Source organism: Pseudomonas fluorescens, assembly GCF_005938625.1.
Taxonomy (GTDB): Bacteria; Pseudomonadota; Gammaproteobacteria; order Pseudomonadales; family Pseudomonadaceae; genus Aquipseudomonas; species Aquipseudomonas fluorescens_BD.
Window position 1 is genome coordinate 45,926 of record NZ_VCNJ01000009.1, and the last position, 20,388, is coordinate 66,313.

At 60.6% G+C, this 20,388-nt stretch carries 18 protein-coding genes; 7 read left to right on the forward strand and 11 right to left on the reverse strand.

The features are described 5' to 3' along the window. Positions 1–72: 72 nt before the first annotated feature. From FGA82_RS08080 to FGA82_RS08095, 4 genes are all read left to right on the forward strand, one after another. Positions 73–2,499, forward strand: a complete 2,427-nt coding sequence (locus FGA82_RS08080) for a TonB-dependent siderophore receptor (RefSeq protein ID WP_141126679.1) — start codon at positions 73–75, stop codon at positions 2,497–2,499. 74 nt (positions 2,500–2,573) lie between these two features. Continuing rightward, positions 2,574–3,704 (forward strand): PepSY-associated TM helix domain-containing protein, encoded by a 1,131-nt coding sequence (locus tag FGA82_RS08085; RefSeq protein WP_141126680.1) that lies wholly within the window; start codon positions 2,574–2,576, stop codon positions 3,702–3,704. Then, complete coding sequence (locus tag FGA82_RS08090; protein ID WP_141126681.1) at positions 3,701–3,880, forward strand: hypothetical protein; 180 nt, start codon at positions 3,701–3,703, stop codon at positions 3,878–3,880. Before FGA82_RS08085 ends, FGA82_RS08090 begins: the two co-directional genes overlap by 4 nt. Positions 3,881–4,062: 182 nt before the next feature. Further along, entirely contained in the window at positions 4,063–4,692 is a 630-nt protein-coding gene (locus tag FGA82_RS08095) for a glutathione S-transferase family protein (RefSeq protein ID WP_141126682.1), read from the forward strand. Positions 4,693–4,891: 199 nt separating this feature from the next. Here FGA82_RS08095 and creD read toward each other — a convergent pair whose 3' ends face one another. The 4 genes from creD to FGA82_RS08120 form a co-directional block, all read right to left on the reverse strand. Continuing rightward, on the reverse strand, positions 4,892–6,262 hold the full coding sequence (gene creD, locus FGA82_RS08105; protein ID WP_141126684.1) for a cell envelope integrity protein CreD: 1,371 nt from the start codon (positions 6,260–6,262) through the stop codon (positions 4,892–4,894). Positions 6,263–6,430: 168 nt separating this feature from the next. Next, entirely contained in the window at positions 6,431–7,849 is a 1,419-nt protein-coding gene (gene creC, locus FGA82_RS08110) for a two-component system sensor histidine kinase CreC (protein ID WP_141126685.1), read from the reverse strand. After that, the gene (gene creB, locus FGA82_RS08115) at positions 7,849–8,529 is read right to left on the reverse strand and encodes a two-component system response regulator CreB (protein ID WP_141126686.1); all 681 of its coding nucleotides are present in this window, start codon (positions 8,527–8,529) and stop codon (positions 7,849–7,851) included. The genes creC and creB overlap by 1 nt, the downstream gene beginning before the upstream one ends. Before the next feature lie 68 nt (positions 8,530–8,597). Further along, positions 8,598–9,101 (reverse strand): ATP-dependent zinc protease family protein, encoded by a 504-nt coding sequence (locus FGA82_RS08120; protein WP_141126687.1) that lies wholly within the window; start codon positions 9,099–9,101, stop codon positions 8,598–8,600. Positions 9,102–9,360: 259 nt separating this feature from the next. Here FGA82_RS08120 and FGA82_RS08125 point away from each other — a divergent pair, with 259 nt between their 5' ends. Beyond that, positions 9,361–10,248: an acyltransferase gene (locus FGA82_RS08125; protein WP_141126688.1), complete on the forward strand. Its 888-nt coding sequence runs from the start codon at positions 9,361–9,363 to the stop codon at positions 10,246–10,248. Between the two features lies 1 nt (position 10,249). Here FGA82_RS08125 and FGA82_RS08130 read toward each other — a convergent pair whose 3' ends face one another. Beyond that, entirely contained in the window at positions 10,250–10,807 is a 558-nt protein-coding gene (locus FGA82_RS08130; protein WP_007909995.1) for a DUF2780 domain-containing protein, read from the reverse strand. A gap of 150 nt (positions 10,808–10,957) precedes the next feature. Between FGA82_RS08130 and FGA82_RS08135 the strand changes: the two genes are divergently transcribed. Then, the gene (locus tag FGA82_RS08135; RefSeq protein ID WP_141126689.1) at positions 10,958–11,593 is read left to right on the forward strand and encodes an RNA polymerase sigma factor; all 636 of its coding nucleotides are present in this window, start codon (positions 10,958–10,960) and stop codon (positions 11,591–11,593) included. Further along, positions 11,590–12,264, forward strand: coding sequence for an anti-sigma factor (locus tag FGA82_RS08140; protein ID WP_141126690.1), 675 nt, complete (start codon positions 11,590–11,592; stop codon positions 12,262–12,264). The genes FGA82_RS08135 and FGA82_RS08140 overlap by 4 nt, the downstream gene beginning before the upstream one ends. 254 nt (positions 12,265–12,518) lie before the next feature. Here FGA82_RS08140 and fdhA read toward each other — a convergent pair whose 3' ends face one another. From fdhA to FGA82_RS08170, 6 genes are all read right to left on the reverse strand, one after another. Continuing rightward, positions 12,519–13,718 carry a formaldehyde dehydrogenase, glutathione-independent gene (fdhA, locus tag FGA82_RS08145; RefSeq protein WP_008086916.1) on the reverse strand — a complete coding sequence of 400 codons (1,200 nt, stop codon included), beginning with the start codon at positions 13,716–13,718 and terminating at the stop codon, positions 12,519–12,521. 173 nt (positions 13,719–13,891) lie between these two features. Continuing rightward, entirely contained in the window at positions 13,892–14,749 is an 858-nt protein-coding gene (purU, locus tag FGA82_RS08150) for a formyltetrahydrofolate deformylase (protein WP_008086918.1), read from the reverse strand. A gap of 216 nt (positions 14,750–14,965) precedes the next feature. Then, positions 14,966–15,598, reverse strand: coding sequence for a sarcosine oxidase subunit gamma (locus tag FGA82_RS08155; protein ID WP_008086919.1), 633 nt, complete (start codon positions 15,596–15,598; stop codon positions 14,966–14,968). Between the two features lie 181 nt (positions 15,599–15,779). Continuing rightward, positions 15,780–18,797 carry a sarcosine oxidase subunit alpha gene (locus tag FGA82_RS08160; protein WP_141126691.1) on the reverse strand — a complete coding sequence of 1,006 codons (3,018 nt, stop codon included), beginning with the start codon at positions 18,795–18,797 and terminating at the stop codon, positions 15,780–15,782. Next, positions 18,794–19,123 (reverse strand): sarcosine oxidase subunit delta, encoded by a 330-nt coding sequence (locus FGA82_RS08165; protein WP_141126692.1) that lies wholly within the window; start codon positions 19,121–19,123, stop codon positions 18,794–18,796. The genes FGA82_RS08160 and FGA82_RS08165 overlap by 4 nt, the downstream gene beginning before the upstream one ends. Positions 19,124–19,137: 14 nt before the next feature. Then, a complete protein-coding gene (locus tag FGA82_RS08170; protein ID WP_034155011.1) occupies positions 19,138–20,388 on the reverse strand; it encodes a sarcosine oxidase subunit beta in 1,251 nt (416 codons plus the stop codon).

A 20,388-nucleotide genomic window follows, 5' to 3' on the forward strand; every position in this document is an offset into this window, starting at 1 on the left:
CAGCCCTATCACTTTTTGCTTTTCATCCGGCACACAGGCAATTGAGAAATATTTCCATTCAGGAGCCGCCGTATGTCCCGTTCGCTAGACACCTTGTTGCGCCCCAGTCTGCTGGCTGTCGCCATCGCGCTCAGCGCACCGCTGATCAGCAGTCCGTTGCTCGCCGCTGAACAAGCGTCCAGCGTGCGTGCCTACAATCTGCCGGCGGCGCCACTGTCGACGACCCTCAACCAGATCGCCAGCCAGGGCGGGATTGCGCTGTCGCTCAATCCGTCACTGGCGGCAGGCAAGACCTCGGCACCGGTCAACGGCCAGTACGACGCGTCCGGCGCCTTGCGCGCGGCCCTGCGTGGCACCGGTCTGCAACTGGAACAAAGCAGCACTGGCACCTACACCCTGGTGGCCGTACCTGAAGGAACGTTGGCCTTGCCGGAAACTTCCGTCATCGGCGTGGAAAACTTCGAAAGCGCCTGGGGCCCGGTCGAAGGCTACACCGCCACTCGCACCGCCGCTGGCAGCAAGACCGACACCGCGCTGGTCGAAGCACCGCGTTCGATCTCGGTGGCTACACGTCAGCAAATGGACGACCGCAGCGTGCACAGCCTCGACGACGCCGTGCGCTACATGCCGGGCATTACCGCCAGCAGCTACGGCAGCGACACCCGCGCCGACTGGCTGCGTGTACGCGGTTTCGAACCGACCCAGTTCCTCGACGGCCTGCCGCTGCCAAAAGGCGTGTACGCCAACCCGAAACAGGAAACCTGGAACCTCGACCGCCTCGCCCTGCTGCGCGGCCCGGCCTCTTCGGTTTACGGCCAGACCCCGCCGGGCGGCCTGCTGGACATGGTCAGCCGTCGCCCAAGCGTCGAAGCCAGCAACGAAATCCAGTTGCAGTACGGCAGCGACAATCACCGCCAGATCAACTTCGCCAGCACCGGCAAGATCGATGACGCCGGCCAGTTTCTCTACGGCCTCAGCGGCGTCGTGCGCGACAGCGGCACGCAGGTCGATCACGTCGACAACAAGCGCTACAACATCGCGCCGAGCCTGACCTGGAACATCGACGACGACACCAAATTCACCCTGCTGAGCCAGTTCACCCGCGACGATACCGGCATCACCAGCCAGTTCCTGCCGGTGCAGGGCACCAAGATCAAATCGCCGCTCGGTGATATTTCCCACCACAAGAATCTGGGCGATCCGGACTGGGAATATTACGATCGCACCTACTACGCGCTGGGCTATGCCTTCGAACATCGTCTGAACGATGTCTGGCAGTTCAAGCAGAACCTGCGCTACACCAAGTCGGACCTGTCGTTCCAGTCGCTGACGCCGGGTTCCTACCCGTTCGCGCAAGTCGATGATCAGGGCAACGTGAAGCGCACCAGCACCAGCGTCGAAGAAGACATCAGCCAATTCGCCGTCGACAACAATTTCCAGGCCGACTTCGCCACCGGCGATATCCGCCACACCCTGCTGCTGGGCCTTGATCACCAGCGCAGCAACACCAACTACACCTCGATCTTCGGTGACGGCCTGACCACCAACGTGATCACGCCGATCTACGGTCAGCCGATCGTGCGCCCGGCGCGCTCCACCGCGTTTTACGATTATGACCAGAAAACTTACCAGACCGGCCTGTACATCCAGGACCAGATGGCCCTTGACCAGTGGCGCCTGACCCTCGGCGGCCGTGAAGACTGGGTGCACACCAGCACAAAGTTCATCAACAAGGGCGATGCCACCAACACTCAGCGCGACAAGGCCTTCAGCGGCAACGCAGCGCTCAGCTATGTCTTCGACAACGGTTTCGTGCCGTACCTGTCGTACGCCGAATCCTTCCAGCCGACCACCGGTGCCGATGCCACCTCGACCGGCTCGCTAAAACCGACCGAAGGCAAGCAGTGGGAACTGGGTATCAAGTACCAGCCACCGGGCAGCAAAACCCTGCTGACCGCCGCCGTGTATGACCTCACCCAGAAGAACGTCTCGGTCAACACCTTCGTCAACAACGTGTCGATCACCAGCCAGACCGGCGAAGTGAAAGTCAAAGGCCTGGAGCTGGAAGCGGTTTCCGACGTGACTGACAACCTGAAAGTCATCGCTGCCTACACCCTGGCCAAATCCGAAGTGCAGAATGGCGTCGACAAGGGCAATCGCCTGCAACTGATGCCGAACCAGCAAGCGTCGCTGTGGACTGACTACACCTGGCACGCCGGCGTGCTCGACGGCTTCGGCATTGGCGGTGGCGTGCGTTACACCGGCAACACCTACGGCGACAAGGCCAATACCTGGCTGGGCAAGGCGGACGCCTACACCGTGTTCGACGCGAGCGTGCATTACGACCTCGGCCGTCTGGACAACAGCCTCAAAGGCGCGTCGCTGGCAGTCAACGCGAACAACCTGTTCGACAAGGAATACATTTCCACCTGCGACAGCTTCTACTGCTACTACGGCGACACGCGCAGTGTCGTCGCCAGCGCCACTTACAAGTGGTAAGCGATTGAGCTGAAACAGGCCCTGTGACCAGGCCGTCCCTCGTGGACGGCTTTGGTGTTTTTGAAGGTCATGAAATGAAAAGTAAAACAATTCGTCGCTGGTCGTTCATCCACACTTGGACCAGCCTGATCTGCACCGTGTTTTTGCTGATGCTGGCACTGACCGGATTGCCGCTGATTTTCCATCACGAGATCGAACATCTGCTCGGCGATGCGCCCGAAGTGCGCGAGATGCCGGCCGACACGCCGCGCCTGAATCTGGCGCAACTGGTCGAGGCCGCCGAGAAACATCGCCCCGATGAAGTCGTGCAGTATTTCGGTTTCGATGACGATGAGCCGAATGCCGTGCTGACGATCATGGCGAAAACCGCCGGCACCGAACCGAATTCGTCGCACACGTTCATGCTCGATGCGCGTACCGGTGAAGCGCTGGAAACGCCTTCAGCCAACGGCGGCTTGATGCTGTTCATCCTGCGCCTGCACGTCGACATGTTTGCCGGGCTGCCGGGCAAATTGCTGCTGGCGTTCATGGGGCTGCTGTTTGTCGTGGCCATCGTTTCCGGGACGGTGCTATACCTGCCGTTCATGCGCCGGTTGAAGTTCGGCACGGTGCGTCAGGACAAGTCGACAAGGTTGCGCTGGCTCGACCTGCATAACCTGATCGGTGTTGTCACCCTGACATGGGCCTTGGTGGTCGGCGTGACCGGTGTGATCAGCGCTTGCGCCGACTTGTTGATCGCGGCGTGGCGCAATGAAGCACTGACTGCGCTGATCGAACCTTACCGCGATGCGCCTCCGCTGACCCACCTGGCGCCGGCCACGCGTTTGCTCGATATCGCCGCTGAAGTGGCACCGGGGATGAAGCCGGATTTCATTGCCTTCCCCGGCACACGCTTTTCCAGCGAGCACCATTACTCGGTGTTCATGAAGGGCGGCACGCACCTGACCTCGCACCTGCTGACGCCGGTGCTGATCGATGCCACCACACTGCAAGTCACCGCCGTGGCTGAACGCCCTTGGTACATGGACGCCATGGGTATGTCGCAGCCGCTGCACTTCGGTGACTACGGCGGCATGCCGATGAAAATCCTTTGGGCGACCCTCGATGTGTTGACCATCATCGTCCTCGCCAGTGGCGTGTACTTGTGGGTGGTGCGGCGCAAAGCGGCCAAGCCTGTAGTGGAAACGGCGGAGGCCTCTGCATGAAGCCGCGTCAGTCGAATTTCTGGAAGGTGTTCAGTACGCCGTTGGTGATTGCACTGCTCAGTGCGGCGGGGTTGTTTGCGGCGTTGCTGGGGGATGGGATTTGGGATGCGTTGAGTTGGGTTGGGCTGGGTGTCCCGGCATTTTTGGCGGTCAGGGGATTGCTGCTGCGCGGGTGAAGTCTGCGCTGCCTGGGATGGCCCCTTCGCGAGCAAGCTCGCTCCCACATTTGAAATGCGCTCCCCTGTGGGAGCGAGCTTGCTCGCGAAGGCGGCAGTAATTACACCATCAATTTCTCGCCAGCCTCGCCGCATCTGGCTAGGCTAACCACCTGCTCTTCGATGATCACCGAGGTTTGCCAATGTCCGCCCCCAGCATGACCCTGTACCACAACACGCTCTCCCCGTTTGTGCGCAAAGTGATGGTGTTGCTGTACGAAACCGGCCAGCAGGATCGCGTCGCCCTGCAAGACTGCGTGCTCAGCCCGGTCAGCCCGAGCGCCGAGCTCAATCTCGACAACCCGCTGGGCAAGATCCCCGCCCTGCGTCTGGCCGATGGCAATGTCATCCATGACAGCCGCGTGATTCTCGAATACCTCGACCAGCAACACGTCGGCAACCCGCTGATCCCGCGCGAAGGCGCGGCCCGCTGGCGTCGTCTGACCCTGGCCTCGATGGCCGACGGGATCATGGATGCATCGGTGATGGTGCGTTATGAAATGGTTTTGCGTGCTCCGGAAAAGCATTGGGATGAATGGCTCGAAGCGCAGCGCGACAAGATCCGTCGCGCCCTCGCTGTACTGGAAAAGGATGCCATTGCCGAGCTGACCAGCCATTTCGATGTGGCAGCGATCAGCGTGGCGTGTGCGTTGGGTTATCTCGATTTGCGCTTCCCGGATCTGGGCTGGCGTGACGCCAACCCGCATCTGGCCAACTGGTTTTTTGAAGTGAGTCAGCGACCGTCCATGATCGCGACCATGCCCAAGCCTTAAATCGGCGGCGCCTGTACCGGCCTCTTCGCGAGCAAGCTCGCTCCCACATTGTTTTTGGGTATGGCAGAAATCTCTGTTCCAACACCAATCCTGTGGGAGCGAGCTTGCTCGCGAATGAACCACCTCGGTTCCGATGGCAGCGCTGCAAAAATCAGTGTCACCAAAACCTCTACCTCCCGCTGATCTTCACGCAACCCGCTCATTGCATCGCCCCCACATCAAACTCCAGCGGCTTGGCCGGTTTCTGCCCGATCCCGTACCAATCCAGTTTGCGCGTCAGCACCATGAACACACCGAGCAAACCGAACAGCAACAACGAGCCCATCAACAACGCGTAATCCTCAGCGCTCAGCAACCCGTAAAGCAGGCCATACAACGCCGCCAGCCCCGCCGAAAAGCTCAAACCGTGGCGCACACTGCGCAACACATGGCAGACATAAAACCCGATCAACAACACACAAGCGCTGGCCGACAATAGATACGCCAGGGCAAAACCGATGTGCTCCGACAACGACAGCAACAACAGATAAAAGAACGCCAGCGCCACACCCACCAGCGCGTATTGCACCGGGTGCACCGCCAGGCTCTTGAGTACTTCGAACAGGAAGAAACCGGCGAACGTCAGAACGATGAACAACAACGCATATTTGATCGCCCGGTCACTCTTCAGATATTGATCCACCGGGTCGATGAAACTCACACCGAAGCTGCGACCATTGAACGCCTCGCAATCATTGCCGCTCACACAACGGCTCATGGCGTCTTGCAGGTTGGTGGAGAAAAACGTGGTCTGCCAATCCGCGCTGAAACCCTGATCGTTGATCTCACGCTTGGCCGGTAGAAAATTGCCGATGAAACTCGGGTGTGGCCAGTTGGCCGTGAGGCTGACGCTGCTGCTCTTGCCCACTGGCAGCACCTGCAATGAACCGGTGCCTTGCAGGCGCAGGTCAAATCCAAAACTCAACTCGGTGCTTTTGCTGGTGTCGAGCTGCGGCAACGTCACTCGCACACCCTCACCAAGCCAACCCACTTGAGTACCGGGAACGAAGTCCAGGCGCTGGCCATCGAGTTCCAGTTTCAGCGCATTTTCGATGCCGCGAATGTCGCTGATGCCGACCGCGAGAAACGGTGCGTCGAACTGGTAGTCGCTGAAGTCTTCCTTGATCCCCAATTGCGCCGGCAATGTGAAATGGCCATTGATGCGGTTGTCGGCGTGGAACAGCCGCGCCTCATAAATGCCCCGCGCACGCAGTTCGGTTTGCACCTGGCCGTCGAGCTCGAAACGCTCCGGCAGGAAGTACAAACGCCCGCGCTCTTCGCTCGGTTCGTCGTAGCGCTGGTTGGTCTTGTCATTGGTTTTCCAGTTGTGAATCACCTTGCGATACGGCACCACCATCACCGGCCCGCTCAGTTGCTGGCTGTAGCTGGAGCTGCGGGCGATGTCTTCAAGCACGCCGTCACGCAACTGTTGGCGCTCGTCGATGACGCCGTCGATCATCAGCAGCGGGATCAGCAACAGCAGGATCAGCACGGCAATGGCGCCGAGCTTTATCGTCAGATTCTTGTTCATGGGACTCTCCCTGTTTGGATGGGCAGAGTCTGGTGGTGCTGTATGAGGGGAATGTGGGGGGAATATGGAGATTGTGTGGAAAGATCAAAATATCGCAGCCTTCGGCAGCTCCTACAGGTGTACGCAACCCTATGTAGGAGCTGCCGAAGGCTGCGATCTTTGACTGAATCAAGGCAAGCGCAATGTCACTTCAACACCGTTCTCGACATTGCGAATCTGCATCGCCCCACCATGCAACTTGACCACTTCTTCAACGAAGTTAAGCCCCAACCCCGTACTTTTACGCCCACTGTCCGGACGCGGCAACGAGTAGAAGCGCTCAGTCAGACGCGGCAAGGCGTAGTCAGGAATCGGCGCCGTTTCATTGAACAATCGAAATTCGATCTGCTCGCCAACCCGCTCGGCACTGAAACGCAGCAGCCCCTGAACCGGAGTGAAATCCAGCGCATTCTCCAGCAGATTACCCAACGCCTGACGCAGCAAAAACGGTTCGCCAATCAGCAGCAGATCCGGCGCAATCGTCTGCTCGACCCGCAACTGTTTGCCTTCAATCCGCGCCGCCTGCCCTTGCAACAGTTCATCAACCAAAACCGCCAGCGGCACAGCGACCCGCTCTTCAAGGCCCTGACGTTGTTCAACCTGCGCCAGGTTCAGCAACCGCTCGATCAACTGCTGCATCCGCGCACTTTCGCTGTCGATGTTGCCGACAAAGCGCAATCGCTGAACCGGCGGCATGTCGCCTTGCAGCAACTCCGCCGCGCCACGAATCGCCGCCAGCGGACTTTTCAGTTCATGGGTCAGCGTGTGCACATAGCGCTCGACGTAGGCCTTGCCTTCCAGTTGTGTGCGCATCTGCTCAACCGCTGTGGCGAGCTGTTCCAGTTCACCGCCACGGTAATGCGGCACTTCCACCCGCCGGCCCTCGCTCACCGCTTGGGCATAACCGGTCAGACGGTGCAGCGCGCGGCTCAGCCACCAAGACAACAACGCACCGAACAACAAACCGAGGCCGATCAACCCGGCGCCGTAAAACAGCAAGCGCCGCTCGGTGCGATCCACGTAAGGCTGTAAAGAGCTGTTGGGTTTGGCCACGGTGACCACGCCGATAATCTGCCCGTTGTCACGGATCGGCGCGCCGACGTGCATCACCGACGAGCTCGCGTCGTCCGGGTCGCTACGGCTCGAACGCGCGCCGTATTCACCGCGCAAGGTCAGGTAGACATCGTTCCAGCGCGAGTAGTCCTGCCCCACGGCCACGCCACTGGAATCGAGTACCACAATGCCCTTGGCGTCGGTGACGTAGATGCGATGGTTGACCTGATTTTTCGGCAAGCCCCAGATGGTCGCTTGCGGCTGGCGCTCGCCATACGCACGCAGCAACTCGGGCCAGCGGTTCTCACTGAGAGTGCCAGCCTTGAAATCGTCACGGAGGATTTCCGCCATCAGGTTAGCGGTATCGACCAGGGTTTCTTCGGTGGACTGACGCACGCCGGGACGGATTTCTTCCATCACCGTGTTGAGCACGAAATACCCGGTCAGGCCGACAAACAGCACGTACACCAGAAAGATCCGCAGCCCCAGTGACATCAGCTGTGCCCCGGGCTGTAGCTGTAACCGAGGCCGCGATGGGTCTGGATCGGCTCGGCGTCGGCGCGCACCAGACGCAACTTGGCGCGCACGCTTTTGATGTGGCTGTCGATGCTGCGCTCGTAACCGGCATCAGCGGCGACACCCAATGCGTCAAGCAATTGCTCGCGGCTGAACACTCGCTCGGGTTGTTCAAGGAGGCATTGCAACAGGCGGAATTCGTGGCGGGTCAGGCTCAGGGTCTGGCCGCGATAAATGATTTGAATCCGCTCCGGATCGACACGAAACAGCGCCGAAGTGGCTTCAATCGTCGGACGCGGCGCCATGCGTTTAAGGATGGCCTTGACCCGCGCCGCGACTTCACGCGGGCTGAATGGCTTGACCACGTAGTCGTCGGCGCCAATTTCCAGACCCACCACGCGATCAATCTCGGCATCCCGGGCGCTGAGGAACAGCACCGGCACTTCGCTGAAGCGCCGCAGCTGTTTGCAGGTCTCAAAGCCACTGATGTCCGGCAGGCCGATGTCGAGGATGATCAGATCGGCCGGGGTCTGCCGCTGATGCTCCAGCGCCGCCACGCCGAGGCTCAACCACGTGGTGGTGAAGCCCTCGCCCTGCAAGGCAAAAATCAGCGTGTCGGCAATCGCCGCTTCGTCTTCGACAATCAGGATATGAGGCATGGCGTCCGAGCCCGTGGGTTAAGTGCGCGAACGGTGCCCCAAGCCTGACGTTACGTCAATGAGACCACTTAGCAGTCCGGCTTGTCGGCCGTGAAACGACGCGCCGGATTCACTGCCGCACCGAATTCGCGCAAGGCCTTGGCACCAATCAGCAGCGGGTAGTTGAAGTTGCTGCGGTCGGTCAGGTTGACCTCGACGGTACGCTTGACGTCGCCCAGGCACAGCTCCAGATCGACCACCGGGCGCTTGGCGACTTCGGTGCTTTCGCCCTCGTCCTCTTCATCCGAACGGCTCTTGATCTTGCTGATGCGTGCGACCTTGTGTTCGTAGACCTTGTTGCTGGCGTCCTTGGTGGCGAGGCGGAAACGCACCCATTCGTCGCCATCACGGGTGAAGGTCTCGATGTCCTTGGCCGACAGCGAGGCGGTCAGCGCACCGGTGTCCATCTTGGCCTTGAGCACTTCACCGCCGATTTCCGGCAGCGCGATGTATTCGTAGCGCCCGTACAGGGTCGGCTCGGCGGCCATGACCGGCAGGGCGACGAGGGCAAACAGTGCAAGGAGGGATTTCACGTAAGGGGCTTCCTTGGGAGAGGTTGGGCAACGGGATTTTAGACCGTTGCGCGCTTGATCGTTCCCACGCTCTGCGTGGGCATGCATCCAGTGACGCTCCGCATCACAGGGACGCGGAGCGTCCCGGGCGGCGTTACCACGCAGAGCGTGGGAACGATCAGGTTAACGCTTCAAAAGTGAAACATTCGTCACCGCCGATTTGGCCTGTCGCGCGAAGCTGCTTATCATGGCGCGCCCATCCGTTTGCAAAGAGTTGCTTATGCGCCGCCTGCTCACCGGCTGTTTCGTTACCCTGCTGCTGTTGCTCAACACCCTGATCCTGATCGGGCCATTGCTGGTGTCTGCCCTGCTCAAACTGATCGCACCAGGCCGCTGGCGCGATTACGCATCGGCGGCGGTGATGTGGATCGCCGAGACCTGGGCGGAAATCGACAAGCTGATTTTCCGCCTGTGCATTCCCACTCAATGGGACATTCGCGGTGGCGAAGACTTGCGCGGCGACACCTCGTATCTGGTGGTCAGCAATCACCAGTCGTGGGTCGACATTCCGGCGCTGATCCAGACCCTCAACCGCCGCACGCCGTTCTTCAAATTCTTCCTCAAGAAAGAACTGATCTGGGTGCCGTTTCTGGGGCTGGCGTGGTGGGCGCTGGATTACCCGTTCATGAAGCGCTACACCAAAGCGTTCCTGGCAAAGAATCCGGAACTGGCGGGCAAGGATCTGGAAATCACCAGACAGGCCTGCGAGCTGTTCAAGCGTCAGCCGGTGACGGTGGTGAATTATCTGGAAGGCACGCGCTACACCGCCGCGAAAAGTGCCGAGCAACAATCACCGTTCAGCCATTTGCTCAAGCCCAAGGCCGGCGGCGTGGCGTTTGTCTTGGCGGCAATGGGTGAACAACTGGATGCGATTCTCGATGTGACGGTGGTTTATCCACAGGCGAAAATCCCGGGGTTCTGGGATTTGATCAGCGGCAACGTGCCGCGCGTGATCATCGATATCAAGACCCGCGAACTCGACCCGGCGTTGTGGCAGGGCGATTACGAGAATGATCCGGCGTTTCGCCAGAAGGTCCAGAGCTGGGTCAACCAGCTCTGGAACGAGAAGGATCAGCGCATCGCCGAACTGCGCAGCGAGCGCGGCTGAATCAGCTACCGGTGCCGGCGCCCCAGATGCTGCCCAGACTCTGCAGCAGCGGGCCGCCAACGCCCTGATCACCCAGATACTTGAGCAGCACCGGGGCAAACTGGCCGACCATGCCGCTGTCCATGCCCAACGCACCGAAAGCGTTGTTCAGGTCATTGGTGTCCTTGACGTTGCCCAGCGCGTTTTCCAGACCGGCAGACTTGCCGGACTGACCGAGCAACCCGCTCAACGCCGCCAGATTACCGCTACCGCCCGACAGCTTATCGATGCCCGGTACTTCCTTGGCCAACTGCGAATAATCGGTGCTGCTCAATTGGTTCTTGGCCAGGCCAAGCATGGCGCTGGTGCCGCCGACGGCTTGCTGCGGGGTAACCCCCAGACCGGTGACGGCTTGCAGCAGACCGGCGGTTTCCGAAGTCGGTGCGGCGGCGGTGGCCGCGTTGCCACCCTGCATGCTCGAAGCCGCCTTGGTCACGTCATCCAGACTGAAACCGGCGAATACCGGGCTGGCCGCAAGGGTCATCAGTGAAGCCAAGGCAATACCGCGTGAAATCTTCATTCAGACATCCTCTTGCGCTGTGAAAACCACCCGTTGAACGGGCAGTGAAACTGCCGGTTTGACCGGGCATCCGCCGGCATGTTCCGGCGCGGCGCATCCATTTTCATCCGGTCTGCGTATATAAAACGTGAAATCCCGGACCCCCTCGCGATGAATGGCATAACCGCTGTCGCTGAACTAGCCTCTGAACAGTCCGAGTCACGCCCTCGCGCGCTCACTTTTGCCTGGAGAGTCGTCATTTCCATCGCCGACACCGATCAGCTGCGACAGCTGTTGGCCCAGTGTTCACTGGGTGATCGTCGCGCCTTCGAAACGCTCTATCGCAGCGTCGGCCCGCGTCTGCATGGCGTGGCTTTGGGCTTTATGGGCCGCGCCGATCTGGCCGAAGAAGTGCTGCAGGAAGCCTTCGTGCGCATCTGGAACAACGCCTCACGCTACGAAGCGCACTTGTCGGCACCGCTGACCTGGATGATCAACATCACGCGCAATCAAGCCATCGACCAGTTGCGCAAGCACCGCGACCGACCATTGACCGATCTCGAACAGGACGCGCTGCCGGACGAAAGCCCTTCGGCTCATGATCAGCTGAACAGCGCGCGCGAGGCGCATGCGCTGAACCGCTGCCTGGAGACCCTCGACAGCATGCAGCGCCAGTCGATCACCGTGGCCTACTTCCAGGGATTGTCGTGCACGGAACTCGCCGAACACCTGGCCACGCCGCTGGGAACGGTGAAATCGTGGATCCGTCGTGGCCTGGAACGTCTGCGCCGGTGCCTTGAATCATGAACTACCAGACCCCTGCCCTGCGCCGCGCCCTTGCTGCCGATTACGCGATCGGGCTGATGCCTGCGGCGGCACGTCGGCGTTTTGAACAGTTGCTGCTGGATGACGCTGCACTAAGGGCTGAACTGGCGCAATGGCAGGAAAGCCTGAGCGCTTTAACGCAAGCGCTGCCGGAACATCCCGTGCCCGACCGCGTCTGGCAAGGCATCACCGCGCGGATCGAACCGCAAGAACTGCATGTGCCTGAGAAACGGCCATTCTGGAACTGGCTACGACTCACCGCTGCGGTCTGCTCCATCGCTGTGCTGGTGTTTCTCGGCTCGCTGTACAACCGCGACGACGCCCGCTACCGCGCCACCCTGCTGAGCGCCGATGCGCAACCGGCACTGAAGGTCGAGGCGCATGCGGATTACCTGCAAGTCGAGCCGCTGACGCTGGCGGCGGTCGAGCCGGATCGCAGCCTGGAACTGTGGGCGATTCCGGCGGATGGCAAACCGATCTCGCTCGGGGTGATTCCGGCGGGTGGCAAAGGCAAGGTTGAGTTGAGCGAAGCGCAGAAGGTGTTGATCGGCAAGCCGATTGCTTTGGCAGTGAGTCTTGAACCTAAAGGTGGTTCGCCGACTGGGCAGCCGACTGGGCCGGTTCTGTATCAAGGGGCGCTGGCGGCGCTGTAAAGCAAAGCCCCTCACCCTAGCCCTCTCCCAGAGGGAGAGGGGACTGACCGTGGGATATTGACGTAATACGCCGACGTGAAAGACTTGCGTTGAATCCATAGTCGACTCGATCTTTCAGGTCGATGTACGACGCAAGACACCTCGGTCGGCCCCCTCTCCCTCCGGGAGAGGGCTGGGGTGAGGGTAGCTTTTGACCTGGGCTTGCAACAAAAAACGGCGACCCTGAAGTCGCCGTTTTGCATCGCGCTTAAGCCTTACGCCGCACTAAACAACTTATGCGGATCAATCACAAACTTCTTCGGCACGCCCGCATCGAACTCGCCGTAACCTTCCGGCGCCTGATCGAGACTGATCACCTGCACGCCCACCACTTCGGCGATGTTGATGCGATCCCACATGATCGCCTGCATCAGTTGGCGGTTGTACTTCATCACTGGCGTCTGGCCAGTGTGGAAGCTGTGCGACTTGGCCCAGCCCAGACCGAAACGAATGCTCAGGCTGCCCATTTTCGCGGCGGCGTCCACAGCACCCGGATCTTCGGTGACGTACAGGCCCGGGATACCGATCTTGCCGGCAACACGCACCACGCCCATCAGTGAGTTGAGCACGGTGGCCGGGGCTTCCGATTTCGCGCCATCGTGACCATGACCACGGGCTTCGAAACCGACGCAGTCCACTGCGCAATCCACTTCCGGCTCGCCCAGCAACGCAGCGATTTGTTCGTGCAGCGGCGCGTCTTTCGACAGGTCGACGATTTCAAAACCCTGAGCCTTGGCGTGAGCGAGGCGGATGGTATTGACGTCGCCGATGATCACCACCGCAGCGCCGAGCAGACGTGCGGAAGCAGCAGCGGCCAGACCGACCGGGCCAGCGCCGGCGATGTAAACGGTGCTGCCCGGGCCAACGCCCGCTGTTACGGCGCCGTGGTAACCGGTGGGCAGAATGTCGGAGAGGCAGGTCAGGTCGCGGATTTTCTCCATGGCCTTGTCGCGGTCCGGCAGTTTCAGCAGGTTGAAGTCGGCGTATGGCACCAGCACGTATTCGGCCTGGCCGCCGGTCCAGTCGCCCATGTCGACGTAACCGTAAGCACCGCCGGCTCGGGCCGGGTTGACCGTCAGGCAGACGCCGGTGTGTTGCTCCTTGCAGGAACGGCAGCGCCCGCAAGCCACGTTGAACGGTACGGAAACCAGATCACCGATTTTCAGGTTTTCGACGTCGGAGCCTTTTTCGATCACCTCGCCGGTGATCTCGTGGCCCAGCACCAGACCGGTCTGCGCCGTGGTACGGCCGCGCACCATGTGTTGGTCGGAGCCGCAGATGTTGGTGGAAACCACTTTGAGAATGACCCCGTGCTCGATCTTGCGACCGCGCGGGTCCTGCATTTTCGGATAGTCGATTTTCTGTACTTCGACCTTGCCAGCGCCGAGATACACCACACCACGATTGCCAGACATGCTTTCACCTCGCTGTTGTTTTTATGGAACCGCGTTGCCCAGGCAGGCAGCGCGTTGAGTGCTCGGGTACAGATGCTGTTTATGTGTTGCCTGTTATGGCCTCTTCGCGAGCAAGCTCGCTCTCACAGGGGTATGCGTTCCAATGTGGGAGCGAGCTTGCTCGCGAAAGCGATCTAAAGAACGACCGTGCGATTGGCGTTGAGGAAAACCCTTCTTTCGATGTGATATCCAACAGCACGGGCTAACGTCAGGCCTTCAATATCGCGCCCCTTGGCAATCAGATCCTCGGGGTAATGACTGTGATCCACCGCCTCGACGCCTTGGGCAATGATCGGCCCTTCGTCGAGGTCGTTATTGATGTAATGCGCCGTCGCGCCAACCAGTTTCACGCCTTTGTTGTAAGCCTGGTGATACGGCTTGGCGCCCTTGAAGCCCGGCAGCAACGAGTGATGAATGTTGATCGCCTTGCCATCCAGCTTGCGGCACAACTCCGGCGACAGCACCTGCATATAGCGGGCGAGGATCACCAGTTCGGCGCCGGATTCTTCGATCACCTGCCACACCTGACGCTCCTGCGACGGCTTGTCGTTGGGGTCGAGGGGGAAATGGTAGTAGGGAATCTGGTGCCAGTCGGCCAGCGGTTTCAGATCCGGGTGATTGGAGACCACCGCCGCGACGTCCATCGACAACTGGCCGATGCGCTGGCGGTAGAGCAAGTCGTTGAGGCAGTGATCGGCCTTGGAAACCATGATCACCACTTTCGGCCGGTAATTCGGCGCGGTCAGCTCGAAAATCATACCGAAGGCCTGGCCACGTTCGGCCAGGCCTGCGCGGAAGGATTGTTCGTCGAAACCATCGGGCTGGCGGAATTCCACGCGAATGAAGAAGCGCCCGGAGAGGCGGTCATCGAACGAGTGGTGCTCGGTGACGTAGCAACCCTGCTCGAACAGGAAACGCGTGACCGCGTCCACGGTGCCGAGGACGCTGGGGCAGTCGGCGGTCAGAATCCATGTGTCTGGGGCGCGGCTCATGGTGCGGTGACTCCTGTTCTTTGTGCGGGGTGTCAGGTTTTTCCCTCACCCTAGCCCTCTCCCAGAGGGAGAGGGGACTGACCGAGGTGTTGTTTCGAGCTACGCCGACCTGAAATATCGCGGCGAACTCAGGCTCGAAAACTACACAAATCTGCTCCCTTTCCCCCTCTCCCCCCTGGGGGAGAGGGCTGGGGTGAGGGGGTAGCTTTTGATCTTTCAGGCCTGAACGCTCAACCCGTACTCAGCCGAAGCATCCTGCAACCACAACCACCAGTAATCCGAAAAACTGCGACGAATCAGCAATTCCCAAGTGTCCTCAGCCGTATGCCGAATCATCAGCTGCGACTTGGCGAACACCGTGCCGACCGCTTTACCCACCGGAAAATTATTCGGGTGCACGTCGTAGCTGGTCGACTTCATCAGCACCTGACGCACGTTCGGCCCGCTCAGTTCGAGCACTTGCTGGCCGCCGCTGACGTTGACGATCGCGATGTGCAGATCGCCCAGCGCTTCACGCAGCTTTTGTTCAGCGGCGAATTCTTCACCGCTCGGCACGATCAGCAACCACTCGTCCGGGCCCATCCATTGCAGGCTGGTTTCGCCTTTGACAATGACGCTCAGAGCGCCGGGCAGTTCGATGCCCAGGGCTTTGTGCACGCCAGCGGCGAAGGCTGCATCGTGGCCATCACCACGAATGGTCAGGTGGCCGAGGAGTTTCTTTTCCCGCACGATCACGCCGGCGTTCTTGCGGCCCTTGCCGACCAGGCTGGCGAGGTCGGCATGGTGCAGCGACGACTCGGCCTTGGCCCCGGTGGTCGGGCGTTGTTGGTAAACATTGGCTGTGGTCATAAAGCACCTTTATCAATTCTGTTGGTTCCGGTCCCTGTAGTGGCTGTACTGCCGCCTTCGCGAGCAAGCTCGCTCCCACACTGGACTGATGCCTGACACAAATTCCATTAACAACCCGAAACCTGTGGGAGCGAGCTTGCTCGCGAAGGCGACATCAGCCACCCCACAGGGCCCGAAGCTGTCAGATGTTCTGGCGATCACCCTTCGGATCGAAGAACACCGAAGAAACGATTTCCGCCTCGATCACGCTGCCATCGGCCAGCGGTGCAAACACCCGCTCACCGAGACGCTTCAGACCGCCCTTGACCACACCCATGGCAAACGAATAACCGAGGGAGTTGTGCGCGTAGCTGGAGGTCACGTGGCCGACCATGGTCATCGGAATCGTCTGCTTGGTGTTGAACACCAGTTGTGCGCCCTCCGGCAGCCAGACATTCGGATCGATTGGCTTCAAGCCCACCAACTGCTTACGCTGATCTTTCACGCAGTCTTCACGGTTCATCCCACGCTGGCCGATCCACGAGAACGGTTTGGTGCGACCCACACACCAGCCCATGTTCAAGTCGTCCGGGGTCATCGAGCCGTCAGTGTCCTGACCGACAATGATGAAACCCTTCTCGGCACGCAGCACGTGCATGGTTTCCGTGCCGTACGGTGTCAGGTTGTATTGCTTGCCGGCCTCGACGATTTTCTCCAGCACGCCCATCGCGTAGTCGGCCTGCACGTTGACTTCGTACGACAGCTCACCGGTAAACGAGATACGGAACACCCGCGCCGGCACCCCGCCGACCAGACCTTCTTTCCAGGTCATGAACGGGAAGGCTTCGTTGCTCAGGTCAATGTCAGTCACGGCGCTGAGCAGCTTGCGGCTGTTCGGCCCGGACAGGGTCATGGTCGCCCAGTGGTCGGTGACGGAGGTGAAGTAGACCTTCATGTCCGGCCATTCGGTCTGGTGGTACAACTCCAGCCATTGCAATACGCGAGCGGCGCCGCCGGTGGTGGTGGTCATGACGAAATGGTTGTCGGCCAGGCACGCCGTGACACCGTCGTCGAAGACCATGCCGTCTTCTTTGCACATCAAACCGTAGCGCGCCTTGCCCACGTCGAGTTTGGTCCAGGCGTTGGTGTACACGCGGTTGAGGAACTCGCGGGCATCCGGGCCTTGAATGTCGATCTTGCCGAGGGTCGAGGCATCGAGCAGGCCGACGCTGTCGCGCACGGCTTTGCATTCGCGCTTAACGGCGGCATGCAGGTCTTCGCCGTTTTTCGGGAAGTACCATGGACGCTTCCACTGACCGACGTCTTCAAACTCGGCGCCGTTCTTCACATGCCAGGCGTGCAGCGCAGTGTGACGCACCGGCTCGAAGATGTGCCCACAGTGACGACCGGCCACGGCGCCGAAAGTCACCGGCGTGTAGTTCGGGCGGAACATCGTGGTGCCCATCTGCGGGATGGTCACGTTCAGCGAACGGGCGGCAATGGCCAGACCGTTGACGTTACCGAGCTTGCCCTGATCGGTGCCGAAGCCCAGCGCGGTGTAGCGTTTGACGTGCTCGACCGACTCGAAACCTTCACGAGTTGCCAGCTCAATGGCAGCAGCGGTCACGTCGTTTTGCAGGTCGACGAATTGCTTCGGCGCCCGTGCGGTGTTCTTTTCATGCGGCACCTGGAACAGCGCCAACGTCGGCTCTTCGTGACGGCTCAGAGCCTTTGGCAGCACGCCTTCGACTGTCTGGAAACCGGCTTCAGCGGCAGCACGCACGCCGCCTTCAAAACCGTCAGCGAGCGAATCGCCGAGACCGTAAACACCGTTGATGCCACCGACGCACACGCGTTTCTGCGGTGCTTCGCCCGGTACGAAACCGAGGATGTCTTCACGCCAGGTCGGCTTGCCGCCGAGGTGCGAAGCCAAGTGAACCACCGGGCTGTAACCACCGGAACTGGCAACCACGTCGCAGTCGAGCCATTCGCCAGGGCTGGTCACCGAATGGGCTTTGACATCGATCGCGGCAACGCGGGCAGCGGTGACGCGCTTGCTGCCACGGGCCTCGATCACGGCGCTGCCAGTGAGGATGCGAATGCCTTTGGCGCGGGCTTCTTCCACCAGTGCACCACGCGGATTGCTGCGCGCATCGGCGATGGCGACCACTTGCAGACTGGCGTCGAGCCAATCCAGAGCAACGCGATAAGCGTGATCGTTGTTGGTCGACAGCACCAGTTTCTTGCCCGGCGCCACGCCGTAGCGACGCACGTAAGTCGACACCGCACCGGCAAGCATGTTGCCCGGCACATCGTTGTTGCCGTAAACCAGCGGACGCTCGCAAGCACCGGTCGCCAGCACGACACGCTTGGCGCGAACACGGTGGATACGCTGACGCACCTGACCGATCGGCGCGCGGTCACCGAGGTGATCGGTAAGGCGTTCGTGAATGGTCAGGAAGTTGTGGTCGTGGTAACCGTTGACCGTGGCGCGCGGCAACAGCAGCACGTCCGGGGTGTTCTTCAATTCGGTGATGACGCTGGCGACCCATTCCATCGCCGGTTTGCCGTCGAGGCTTTCACGGGAGTCGAGCAGGCTGCCGCCGAACTCTTCCTGCTCGTCCGCCAGAATCACCCGGGCACCGCTGCGCGCAGCGGCCAGTGCAGCGGTGAGACCGGCCGGGCCAGCGCCGACGATCAGCACGTCGCAGTGCTGGTTCATGTAGTCGTAGGTGTCCGGATCGACTTCGGTCGGCGAACGACCCAGGCCGGCAGCCTTGCGAATGTACTTCTCGTAGGTCATCCAGAACGATTGCGGGTACATGAAGGTTTTGTAGTAGAAACCCGGCGGCATCAGCTTGCCGCCGACTTTGCCGAGAATGCCCATCATGTCGTTGTTGACGCTCGGCCAGCCGTTGGTGCTGGTCGCGACCAAACCTTGATACAGCGCCTGTTGCGTAGCGCGCACGTTGGGGATTTGCGTGGCTTCGGTGGCACCGATCTGCAGCACCGCGTTCGGCTCTTCGGCACCGGCGGCGAAGATCCCGCGAGGACGCGAATACTTGAAGCTGCGGCCAATGATGTCGACGCCGTTGGCGATCAGCGCGGCGGCCAGCGAGTCACCCTCGAAGCCTTTGTAGCTCTGGCCGTTGAAGGTGAAGCTCAGCACTTTGTTGCGGTCGATCCGTCCACCGTTGGACAGGCGATTGGTCTGGCTCATACCTTCTCTCCCAGCGCCGTCGTGGCTGTTTTCGCCGTATCAGCCTTGTCGGTGAATTGCGGCTTGGTGCCGATCTTGTAGGTTTCGAGAATCTCGTAGGTCACGGTGTCGCGGGTGACGTTGAAGTACTGACGGCAACCGGCGACGTGATCCCACAGCTCGTGGTGCAGACCGCGCGGGTTGTCGCGGAAAAACATGTAGTCGCCCCACTCCTCATCAGTGCAGGTGCCTGGATCGAGCGGACGCGGAATGTGCGCCTGACCGGATGCGTGGAATTCCTCTTCGGAGCGCAGTTCGCCGCAGTGAGGACAGAAGATATGCAACATGGGGATTTCTCCTGTTAGTGGGCAACCGCAGCAGCGCCGTGTTCATCGATCAACGCACCGTTGTGGAAACGGTCGATGGAGAAAGGTGCGGCCAACGGGTGCATTTCACCCTTGGCCAGACTCGCGGCAAACACGTTGCCCGAGCCAGGAGTCGCTTTGAAGCCACCGGTGCCCCAACCGCAGTTGAAGAACATGTTCGGCACCGGGGTTTTCGAAATGATCGGGCAAGCGTCCGGCGTGGTGTCGACGATGCCGCCCCACTGGCGGTTCATGCGTACTCGCGACAACACCGGGAACATCTCGACGATGGCCTGAATGGTGTGCTCGATCACCGGGTACGAACCGCGCTGGCCGTAGCCGTTGTAGCCGTCGATACCGGCGCCGATCACCAGGTCGCCCTTGTCGGACTGGCTGATGTAACCGTGCACGGCGTTGGACATGATCACGCTGTCGATAATCGGTTTGATCGGCTCGGACACCAGTGCTTGCAGCGGGTGAGATTCGATCGGCAGACGGAAACCGGCGAGTTTGGCCATGTGCCCGGAGTTACCGGCCGTGACCACGCCAACGCGCTTGGCGCCGATGAAGCCCTTGTTGGTTTCCACACCGATGCACACGCCGTTTTCCTTGCGGAAGCCGATCACTTCGGTCTGTTGAATCAGATCCACGCCCAAGGCATCGGCGGCACGGGCAAAGCCCCAGGCCACGGCATCGTGACGGGCGACGCCGCCGCGACGCTGAACGGTCGCGCCCAACACTGGATAGCGGGTGTTTTTCGAGCAGTCGAGGTACGGAATTTCGTCAGCGACTTGTTTGGCGTTGAGCAGTTCGCCATCGACGCCATTGAGGCGGTTGGCGCTGACCCGACGCTCGGAATCACGGATGTCCTGCAGGGTGTGGCACAGATTGTAGACGCCACGTTGGGAGAACATCACGTTGTAGTTCAGATCCTGCGACAGGCCTTCCCACAATTTCATCGCATGCTCGTAGAGGTGCGCCGACTCGTCCCACAGGTAGTTGGAGCGCACGATGGTGGTGTTGCGCGCGGTGTTACCGCCGCCCAGCCAGCCCTTCTCGACCACGGCGACGTTGGTGATGCCGTGCTCTTTCGCCAAATAGTAGGCAGTCGCCAGACCGTGCCCGCCGCCGCCGACGATGACCACGTCGTAGACCTTCTTCGGCGTCGGCGTGCGCCACATGCGCTGCCAGTTTTCGTGGTGGCTGAGGGAGTGTTTGAAGAGGCCGAAGCCCGAATAGCGTTGCAT

Bases quoted from the DNA above. Each gene is read 5' to 3' on its own strand.
- FGA82_RS08130 (WP_007909995.1), bottom strand. From the start codon at position 10,807: ATGAAGATTTCACGCGGTATTGCCTTGGCTTCACTGATGACCCTTGCG.
- FGA82_RS08140 (WP_141126690.1), top strand. From the start codon at position 11,590: ATGAACTACCAGACCCCTGCCCTGCGCCGCGCCCTTGCTGCCGATTAC.
- FGA82_RS08090 (WP_141126681.1), top strand. From the start codon at position 3,701: ATGAAGCCGCGTCAGTCGAATTTCTGGAAGGTGTTCAGTACGCCGTTG.
- fdhA (WP_008086916.1), bottom strand. From the start codon at position 13,718: ATGTCTGGCAATCGTGGTGTGGTGTATCTCGGCGCTGGCAAGGTCGAA.
- creD (WP_141126684.1), bottom strand. From the start codon at position 6,262: ATGAACAAGAATCTGACGATAAAGCTCGGCGCCATTGCCGTGCTGATC.
- FGA82_RS08155 (WP_008086919.1), bottom strand. From the start codon at position 15,598: ATGACCACAGCCAATGTTTACCAACAACGCCCGACCACCGGGGCCAAG.
- FGA82_RS08170 (WP_034155011.1), bottom strand. From the start codon at position 20,388: ATGCAACGCTATTCGGGCTTCGGCCTCTTCAAACACTCCCTCAGCCAC.
- FGA82_RS08135 (WP_141126689.1), top strand. From the start codon at position 10,958: ATGAATGGCATAACCGCTGTCGCTGAACTAGCCTCTGAACAGTCCGAG.
- FGA82_RS08160 (WP_141126691.1), bottom strand. From the start codon at position 18,797: ATGAGCCAGACCAATCGCCTGTCCAACGGTGGACGGATCGACCGCAAC.
- FGA82_RS08165 (WP_141126692.1), bottom strand. From the start codon at position 19,123: ATGTTGCATATCTTCTGTCCTCACTGCGGCGAACTGCGCTCCGAAGAG.
- purU (WP_008086918.1), bottom strand. From the start codon at position 14,749: ATGAGCCGCGCCCCAGACACATGGATTCTGACCGCCGACTGCCCCAGC.
- creB (WP_141126686.1), bottom strand. From the start codon at position 8,529: ATGCCTCATATCCTGATTGTCGAAGACGAAGCGGCGATTGCCGACACG.
- FGA82_RS08080 (WP_141126679.1), top strand. From the start codon at position 73: ATGTCCCGTTCGCTAGACACCTTGTTGCGCCCCAGTCTGCTGGCTGTC.
- FGA82_RS08095 (WP_141126682.1), top strand. From the start codon at position 4,063: ATGTCCGCCCCCAGCATGACCCTGTACCACAACACGCTCTCCCCGTTT.
- FGA82_RS08085 (WP_141126680.1), top strand. From the start codon at position 2,574: ATGAAAAGTAAAACAATTCGTCGCTGGTCGTTCATCCACACTTGGACC.
- FGA82_RS08125 (WP_141126688.1), top strand. From the start codon at position 9,361: ATGCGCCGCCTGCTCACCGGCTGTTTCGTTACCCTGCTGCTGTTGCTC.
- creC (WP_141126685.1), bottom strand. From the start codon at position 7,849: ATGTCACTGGGGCTGCGGATCTTTCTGGTGTACGTGCTGTTTGTCGGC.